At 71.3% G+C, this 8,230-nt stretch carries 6 protein-coding genes; 1 reads left to right on the top strand and 5 read right to left on the bottom strand.

All coding sequences use genetic code 11. The features are described 5' to 3' along the window. The 5 genes from KGQ19_RS45735 to eccCa all read right to left on the bottom strand — a co-directional run. Positions 1–1,038 (bottom strand): WXG100 family type VII secretion target (locus tag KGQ19_RS45735; protein WP_212021398.1); only part of this gene is annotated, 1,038 nt, incomplete at its 3' end. Positions 1,039–1,040: 2 nt separating this feature from the next. After that, positions 1,041–1,859 (bottom strand): hypothetical protein, encoded by an 819-nt coding sequence (locus tag KGQ19_RS45730; RefSeq protein WP_212021397.1) that lies wholly within the window; start codon positions 1,857–1,859, stop codon positions 1,041–1,043. A 136-nt stretch (positions 1,860–1,995) separates the two neighbouring features. After that, entirely contained in the window at positions 1,996–2,298 is a 303-nt protein-coding gene (locus KGQ19_RS45725; protein WP_194895618.1) for a WXG100 family type VII secretion target, read from the bottom strand. A gap of 41 nt (positions 2,299–2,339) precedes the next feature. Next, on the bottom strand, positions 2,340–2,690 hold the full coding sequence (locus tag KGQ19_RS45720) for a WXG100 family type VII secretion target (RefSeq protein WP_212021396.1): 351 nt from the start codon (positions 2,688–2,690) through the stop codon (positions 2,340–2,342). Between the two features lie 229 nt (positions 2,691–2,919). Next, on the bottom strand, positions 2,920–6,921 hold the full coding sequence (eccCa, locus tag KGQ19_RS45715; RefSeq protein WP_212021395.1) for a type VII secretion protein EccCa: 4,002 nt from the start codon (positions 6,919–6,921) through the stop codon (positions 2,920–2,922). A gap of 185 nt (positions 6,922–7,106) precedes the next feature. Here eccCa and KGQ19_RS45710 point away from each other — a divergent pair. Beyond that, the coding region (locus tag KGQ19_RS45710) for a hypothetical protein (RefSeq protein ID WP_212021394.1) at positions 7,107–8,230 on the top strand (1,124 nt) is incomplete at its 3' end.

Below are 8,230 nucleotides of genomic sequence, written 5' to 3'. Positions count from 1 at the left end.
ACGGTGGACGCCGCCGAACTTGCCGGCCAGGTAGCGCGAGCCCAGCACCCCGGCGGCGTCCACCGCGGCGTGCTTGGTGGCGTCGGTGTTGCCGGTCGGGTTGGTCACCGGGGTCAGGCGGCCGGTGATCGGGGTGATCTGCTGGCCCTGGTTGTTGACGCCGCCCAGTGGCAGGCCCTGCGGGGTGAGGACGGTGCCGGTGAACTTCCCGCCGGCGGCCGCCGCGGCCGCCGCCAGGCCGACCGTGAACATGTCGCCGAACAGGGATTGCGAGCCCTGATCCGTTCCGGATCCGGTGGGCTGGCCCGGCACCTGGTTCTGGTCTCCGCCCGGATCCTGGCCCGACACCAGCACCGGGACGCCGTTGGCGTTCAGCATCACCGGCGCCGCGGTGTTGCCGATCCCGGTGCCCGGGCCGCTGCCGTTCACCGTCGGCGTGGCGCCGCCGGGGGTCGGGGGAAACCGGTTCTGCGCGACCACGTAGCTGTCGGCCAGGGTGCTCATCACCGCGACCGCCTGGGCGTGCGCGGCGTTGGAAGCGGCCATCGCCGCCTGCTGCGCCTGCACCGCCGAGACCGCCTTGGCCTGGTCGGACTGCAGCTGCGCGACCGCCGCCGGCGAGGTCTCGGCGTCGATCGGCAGCGGCGTGGTGGCCAGCGCCAGGGTGGTCGGCGGCACCACCGGGACGTTCACCGCCGCCGGCATCGCCGCGCGCGCGGCGGTCAGCGAGTCGACGGCGTCGAAGGTCAGGTCCCGCATCTGCAGCGAGGTCTGGGCCACCTTGCGCAGGCCGCCGATCAGGTCGGTGACCATCCGCTTGTACTCGTCGGAGGCGGTGCCGGACCACTCGCCGTCGAAGCTGTGCAGCCGGCCCTCCAGGTTCGAGGCCTGCTCGTGCAGCATCTTGCCGGTGGCGTCCCAGGTCTGGGCGGTGGTGGTACCGGTGGCCGGGTCGCTGTCGTAGAGCATCTGGGTCAGCTGCGGCACCGTGTACTGCGAGAAGTCGGTGACTCCGGCGGGAGCAGGAGACGTGGGCATGATCACGAACCTCCTTGGCCGGAGCCGGGGAAGGTGGCGTTCCAGGACGAGTCCTGGCCGGGGAACTGCGGTTGCGGGGCGGTCACCGGCATCGCGGTGATCGGTCCCGGGTCCGGCGGCGGCGTCCACAGCGGCAGCGCGCCGCTGCCGGCCGCGGAGGTGTCGGCACTGCTGTCGACGGTGACGGTCACCGAGGTGTTCGGCGGCTGCTTGTTCGACTTGGACTTGGCCACCCCGCCCAGCAGGGCCCCGCCGAGCAGCGCACCGGCCAGCGGTATCGCGGTCACCGCGGTCACCGGGTCGGCGGCGAAGGAGCCGGTGTCCTGGTTCGGGACCCAGGGGCCGGAGTTCGTCGGGTCGGAGACCGGGGTGCCGTACACCGTGCCGGGGTCGTTCTGGTTCGGGTCGCCGAACGGCCCGGACTGCTGGTCCGGGATGTTGTCCTGGCCGCCGGACCAGGGGTCGCCGCCGGAGGACCCGCCGCCGTAGACCGATCCGGGCGATCCGCCGAGGGCGTAGGCGATGCTCTCGTCGGCGTTGCGGTAGCCGTCGGCCACCGTGCCGGTGACGTCACCGGCGAACGCGATCGCCTGTTTGACCTGCCCGAGCAGGGTGTACATCTCTTCGATGGCGGCCTGTTCGCCGGCACCCAGCGTCCAGGCTTCGTGGAACGCGCCGTATTGCGGCGGGGTTCCGGACATGGTGGCGAGGTGGTCCATCGGAGCCTGAAGCGACTGGATCTGCGTCGTGAACTCGTCGGCGAAATCGGTCAGCGACTTCAGGTGGATGGTGAAGGACTGTTCGGGCGAGGGCTCGGACATCGCTCACAGCTCCTGGTGGATTCAGAGTCGGGGCGCCGGTGGTCGGTCGGTGCGAGAAACGCCGGTCGGCCAAGAAAGCCGGCCGACCAGGTAACCGGTCGGCCGGAGGATGCGGCCGTGCCCGACGGCGGTCCGGTCAGGCGAAGTAGTTCGTGTTCTGCTGCTCCAGCGAGTACTGCAGGTCGTGGGCCTCGTTGACCTTCGCCGAGAACTGGTTGATGGTGGCGATGATGTCGTTCGTCGCCGCCCGCAGCTTGGTCTCGGCCTGGTCGGCCGCGATACCCGAGGAGGAGCCGGACTCCACCCAGGTCTGCTTCATCGGCTGCAGCGAGCTCAGCAGCTCTTCCAGGTAGGTGGTCAGGGCGGCGGCCTTCGCGGACAGGGTGCCCGCGCTGGACTGCAGCGCGCCGAAATTGACGCTGATCTGGTCGGCGGTCATGTCTGGGAGATCCCTTCTTCTATCGGTGGATGGTGAGTGGTTCAGACGCCGCCGAGGCGGGACAGCATGCTGTTGCTGTTGCCGGCGCTGCCGGCGACCTGACGCAGGGTGTCGGACACCTGGGTGTCGCCCGCGTTGAAGTTGCCGTACGCCTTGTTCACCAGGTCCGACATCACGTCGATCTCGCGCGAGGCGACCGTCATCTGCTCCTGCAGCTCGGTGTGCAGGTTCCAGAAGGCGATGGCCTGACTGCCCTGGTACTGAGCCAGGGTCGAGGTCAGCTCGTTCTCCAAGTCGGACATGGTCTTCTTGGCGTTGACGGCGCACTCCGAGAAGCCCTGGATCGCCTGCGTCATCGCAGCGGCGTCACTCAAGAAACCGGGACCGGCCACGAGGGCCACCTCCTTCTGTTGGGAACCCGTGGTTGGGGGGTGGCCGGAGCAGGTTCTCCGGCCGATAACCGATACGTTAGGGAATCTGTGCACTACCACCACACGGCATAACTGCCGGTCGGGGCGACGGCACAAGTACCCACGTGACCGACCGGACGCCGTCAGTGTTCTTCTTCACCGCCGACGGCACGCCGGTCGTTCGCCCTTTGTTCATCGCGTTCGGCGCCGGTCACTGCGCCGGCGGCGTCCACGCCACCTGCGCCGGTACCGGCCCGGACCGCCGGTGCACCAGCACACCGCGGCCCGGAGGCTGCGCACTGGGCTTCACGGTGCCCAGCAACGGCCCCTCGTCCCGGCTCCCGGACATCACCAGACCCGGCGAGCCCAGCTCCCGCAGACGCTGCAGGACCGGCTCGAACAGGCCGCGTCCGGCGCCGCCGGAGCCGCGCGCGACCACCAGGTGCAGCCCGATGTCCCGGGCCTGCGCCAGGTAGTCCAGCAGCGGCGCCAGCGGGCTGCGGCCGGGGACGGCGACCATTTCGTAGTCGTCGATGAGCACGAACAGCTGTGGGCCCTTCCACCAGCTGTGGTCCCGCAACTGCTCGTTGGTGACCTCCGGACCCGGCAGCCGGCGGCGCATCGCCTCGGCGAGGTTGCCGACCATGTCGACGGTGGCCGGTTCGGCGGCGGCGTAACCGAGCAGATGCTCGCCGGTGACCGCGTCCAGCATCCCGCGCCGGTAGTCGATCACCGCGATCGCGGCCTCCTGCGGTGTGTAGTCGGCCATGATGCCGGCCGCGATGGTCCGCAGCAGGCCGCTCTTGCCGCTCTCGACGTCGCCGAAGGCGATGAAGTGCGGATCGGCGTCGAAGTCCGCGTACACCGGCTGCAGGTCGGCCTCGGACAGCCCGAACGGCACCGCCCGGCCCCGCCGCGGCTCCGGGAGCAGAGCCCTGACCTCGGCCGGGGACACCTCGGCCGGGAGCATCCGGACCTGCGGGGCGGCCGGGCCCGGCCAGGCCGCGGCGATCTGCTTGACCAGGTCCGCGGTGCCGGCCCCGACCGTCTCGGCGCTGCTCCCGCTGTCGACGCGGGGGAGCGCGGCCAGGAAGTGCAGCTTGTCCGGGGTCAGACCGCGCCCGGGCCGGCCGGCCGGGACGTTGTTCGCCGCCCGGCGGTCCACCAGCGACTCACCCGGATCGCCCAGACGCAGCTCCAGCCGGGTGCCGATGATGTCGCGCATGGCCGGGCGCACGGTCATCGCCCGGTTGTTGGTGATGATCACGTGGATGCCGAAGCCCAGCCCGCGCTGGGCGATCGCGGTGATCGGCTCCTCCAGCGCCTCGTAGTCCGCGCGCAGCGTGGTCCAGTCGTCGATGACCAGGAAGACGTCGCCGAAGGCGCGGCCGTCCTTGGCGTAGGGGGCCAGCTCCGCACGCCGGCTCCGGAACCCCGCCGCCGAGTCCACGGAGAACTGGGCGAACAGCAGCTCGCGCTCGGCCAGCAGCGTGGTCAGCTCGCCGACGATGCGGCGCACCCGCTCGCCGTCGCGCCGGGTGGCGTAGCCGCTGACGTGCGGCAGCCCGCTGACCGAGGACTGCGCGCCGCCGCCGGTGTCCAGGATGTAGAACTGGACCTCCTCCGGGGTGTGGGTCAGCGCCAGCGAGGCGATCAGGGTCCGGACCATCGTGCTCTTGCCGCTCTGCGGGCCGCCGATCACCATCACGTGCCCGGCCGCGCCCGCCAGGTCCACCCACAGCTGGTCCCGGCGTTGCTCGAACGGCTTGTCCACCAGCGCCAGCGGCACCGTCAGCCGGCCCAGGCCGCCCCAGCCGGACAGCGTCAGCCCGCGCACCGGGTCGATGACCATGTGCTCGCCGGGCAGGATCTCGTTCAGCGCCGGCGGCTCGTCCAGCGGCGGCAGCCAGATCTGGTGCGCCTCCGGACCCTTGCCGACCAGCCGGGACACCATCGCGTCCATGATCGACGGTCCGGTGCCGACCGCCGGGTTCAGCAGTTCGGCCGGGTCCGGCTCGGCGCTCGGCGGCGGGGCGGAGTGGTCGACCACCCGGTCCAGGCTGAACGGCAGGATCCGCCCGCGTCCGCCGCCGGCCGCGCCGCGGGCCCGGGCCGGCATCGGCCCGGACACGTACGCGGCCTTGAACCGCAGCAGCGTCTCGGTGTCCGTCTTCAGATACGCCGACCCCGGGACCGACGGTAGGTGGTACGCGTCCGGCACGCCGAGTACCGCACGGCTCTCGGCCGCCGAGAACGTGCGCAGACCGACCCGGTACGACAAGTGCGCGTCCAGTCCACGCAGACGGCCCTCCTCAAGACGCTGCGAGGCCAGCAGCAGATGGATCGCCAGTGATCGGCCCAGCCGGCCGATCATCACGAACAGGTCGATCATCTCCGGCCGGTTCGACAGCAGCTCGCTGAACTCGTCGATGATGATCAGCAGGGCCGGCAGCGGTTCCAGCTCCGCCCCGGTGGCCCGGGCCCGCTCGTAGTCGCGGACCGAGGCGTAGTTGCCCTTCTCCCGCAACAGTTCCTGGCGGCGCAGCACCTCGCCGTTGATGGCGTCGGCCATCCGGTCCACCAGGGTCAGCTCCTCGCCCAGGTTGGTGATGACCGCGCAGACGTGCGGCAGGCCGGCCATCCCGGCGAACGTCGCGCCGCCCTTGAAGTCGACCAGCGCCAGGTTCAGGGTCTCCGAGGAGTGGGTGGCCACCAGACCGGCCACCAGGGTGCGCAACAGCTCGCTCTTGCCCGAGCCGGTCGCGCCGATCACCAGGCCGTGCGGCCCCATCCCGTCCTCGGCCGCCTCCTTCAGGTCCATCTCCAGCGGCCGGCCCTGCGGGTCCAGGCCGATCGGGACCCGCAGCCGGTCCCGCGCCGGGCGCGGCAGCCAGGTCCGGGCCACGTCCAGCTCCTCCGGGTCGCCGATGCCCAGCAGGTCCGGCAGGCCGAAGTTGGCCGACATCGGCGAGGCCGCGGCGGTCGGCGCGCCCTGATAGGCCCCGGCCAGCCGCCGGGCCAGCGCCTCGGCGGTGGCCTCGTCCATCACGTCCGGATGCCCCAGGAACTCCAGGTGCCGGTCCTTGCCCTCGCCGGCGACCATGCCCATCCGGTCGCCGGTGACGTGCAGCCGGCCCTGGTGCGGCCGGGCGATCGGGGCGGGCTCGGGACCTGCCAGGTCGATGATCGTGACCGCGTGCAGACCGGAGATCGGCGCCAGGGTGGTGTCGCCGTAGGTCCGGCCGCCGTCCACGATGATCAGCAGGTGCGGGTTCTCCACGCCGCCGGCCCGCCCGGCGCCGAAGGCCGGCCGGGTGCCCAGGTCCTTGTCCAGCAGTTCGGCCAGCGTGCCCAGGTCGCCGGCGGCCAGCCGGGCCGGGCCGACGGCGTCGGAGTTGGCCGGCTGGGCCTGCGTGTGCGGCAGCCACTTGGCCCAGTCCCAGGTCGGGCGCTGGTCGTCGGCCAGGCAGAAGGCGATCTTCAGGTCCTCCGGGCCGTGGAAGGTGGCCAGCTGCCCGATCAGGGCCCTGACCAACGGGATGGTCAGCTCGCGCTCACCGGTCACCGACACCGAGGCGAAGGCCTTCAGCGACAGCGCCACCGGCAGGTCCGGCACCGTCATGTAGGTGCGGATGAACTGCCGCAGCGAAGCCGAGGACACCGGGTCCAGGTCCTCCAGCGGCGCGGTCTGCGGCGCGCGCAGCGGGGTGGCCAGGCGCTGCGGACCGCGGCCGACCCGGGCGTGGCCGAAGTCGTCGTCGGTGCGCCGGCGCTCCCAGGCCCGGCCCTGCGCCACCCGCATCCACAGGTCGGCCGGCTCCGGGCGGGTGATCACCAGGGTCGCGCGCTGCGCCGCCGCCACGTCCCGCACCTGGCCGCGCAGCGCGGACAGGTAGCGGTGGTAGTCCCGGCGCTCGTTGTTGATCTGCGCCTTCTTCTGCGCGCTGCCGCGGGTCACCGACATCAGGATCATGCCGATCATGGTGCTGCCGTACAGGGCGCCGAAGACATAGGTCATCGCACCGCCCTTGCTGCCCATCGAGTAGAAGGACATGGCGCCCATGCCGAGCATCATCGGCAGCATGAACATCAGCTGGTTCAGCCCCGCGCCCGAGCCCTTGGCCAGGACCGGCGGCGCCTGCAGTTGGATCTCCCCGCTCGGCGACCCGCCACCCCGGCGGTCGGTGCGCGCGGGCGGGGTCATGGTCGGCATCACTGCTAGGTCACTCCCGCAATCCTTCAAAGGTCGTAGAGATGCGGGCTTAATTTACGGCGCGCGAGGCACCGGACAGGTGGGTACTTTTGCCGTCCACCCCTACCGGTGCCCCGTTCTAGCCTGAAGGTCGATCATCGAAGACCCTTGTGACAACTCCTCGACTACCAGGCAGGCGGTGCGACGTGTTCGTGATACCGAACTCCAGCGCTATGGACGCCACCGCGTACGGCGGCGGTCCCGGAACGTTCGTGGCCCAGATCGCGACCGGCTCCCCGGAGAGCATCGAGAAGCTGGTCGCCCAACGGCTCAAGCAGGCCGAGCAGTTCCTGGCGCTGATCAACCAGGCCCGCAGCGCGACCCAGACGCTGCAGAAGGCCTGGTCCGGCCAGGCCTCGGAGACCGCCGTGAAGAAGTTCACGGACACCCTGAACTCCTTCGAGCAGATCGTCAAGGTCATCCAGACCTCCTCGACCCTGCTGACCACCTCCAGCACCCTGATCAAGGCCTCGCAGACCGCCTACACCTCCGTCGTGAACGCGGTGAACCCCACAGTCGCCGCGCTGTCCTCCAACTGGTGGACCTACGCCGCCGCGGTCTCGCTGTCCACCTCGGTCAGCGCCACGCTGCGGGCCTTCATCAACGGCATCGAGGCGATGCTCTCGGCGCTCGGCGGCGGCCAGCTGATGCAGGAGGTCACCGAGGTCATCAAGATCATCAGTGACATCGAGAAGCTGATCGGCTCCGGCTCGCACGGCGCCTCGGTCCCGCCGGCCGGCTCCTTCTCCTCCCCGACCGCCACCGGGGCGACCAACCAGCTCAAGACCCTGCCGCAGGTCGCCAGCACCACCGGCCAGCAGGTGGCGGGCAGCGGTCAGGACCCGGCGGCGGCCGCGACGCTGAGCCAGTACCAGAACCAGATGAACAGCGGCATCGGCACCCAGTTCCAGAACCCCGGGGCGCAGAACACCGGGAACCAGACCACCGGGACGCAGACCGGCGGCACCATGCCGACCGGCGGCGGCGTGCCGTACACCCCGCCGAGCCAGCCGGTCGGCAACGGGGCCACGATCCCGGGCCAGAACCCGACCGGGCAGCAGTACCCGCAGGGGCAGTACCCGAACCTGAACCAGCTGCTGGGCCAGCAGGGCCAGGGCCAGAGCACCGGCCAGTACCAGTACCCGCCGGCCAACCAGCAGCCGGTCGACCAGAACAGCGGCTGGAACGCGGTCAACCCGCCGGCCAACTCCGACACCCCGGTGGTGGCCCAGCCGGTCAGCCCGCCGGTGCACACCGCCCCGCCCGCGGC

This window comes from Catenulispora pinistramenti, assembly GCF_018274385.1.
Classification (GTDB): Bacteria; Actinomycetota; Actinomycetes; order Streptomycetales; family Catenulisporaceae; genus Catenulispora; species Catenulispora pinistramenti.
The sequence above is the reverse complement of the archived record's forward strand: the minus strand, read 5'-3'. Positions and strand labels throughout refer to the sequence as shown.

Coding starts and splice junctions, on each gene's coding strand:
- eccCa (WP_212021395.1), bottom strand. CDS start 6,921: ATGCCGACCATGACCCCGCCCGCGCGCACCGACCGCCGGGGTGGCGGG.
- KGQ19_RS45725 (WP_194895618.1), bottom strand. CDS start 2,298: ATGACCGCCGACCAGATCAGCGTCAATTTCGGCGCGCTGCAGTCCAGC.
- KGQ19_RS45730 (WP_212021397.1), bottom strand. CDS start 1,859: ATGTCCGAGCCCTCGCCCGAACAGTCCTTCACCATCCACCTGAAGTCG.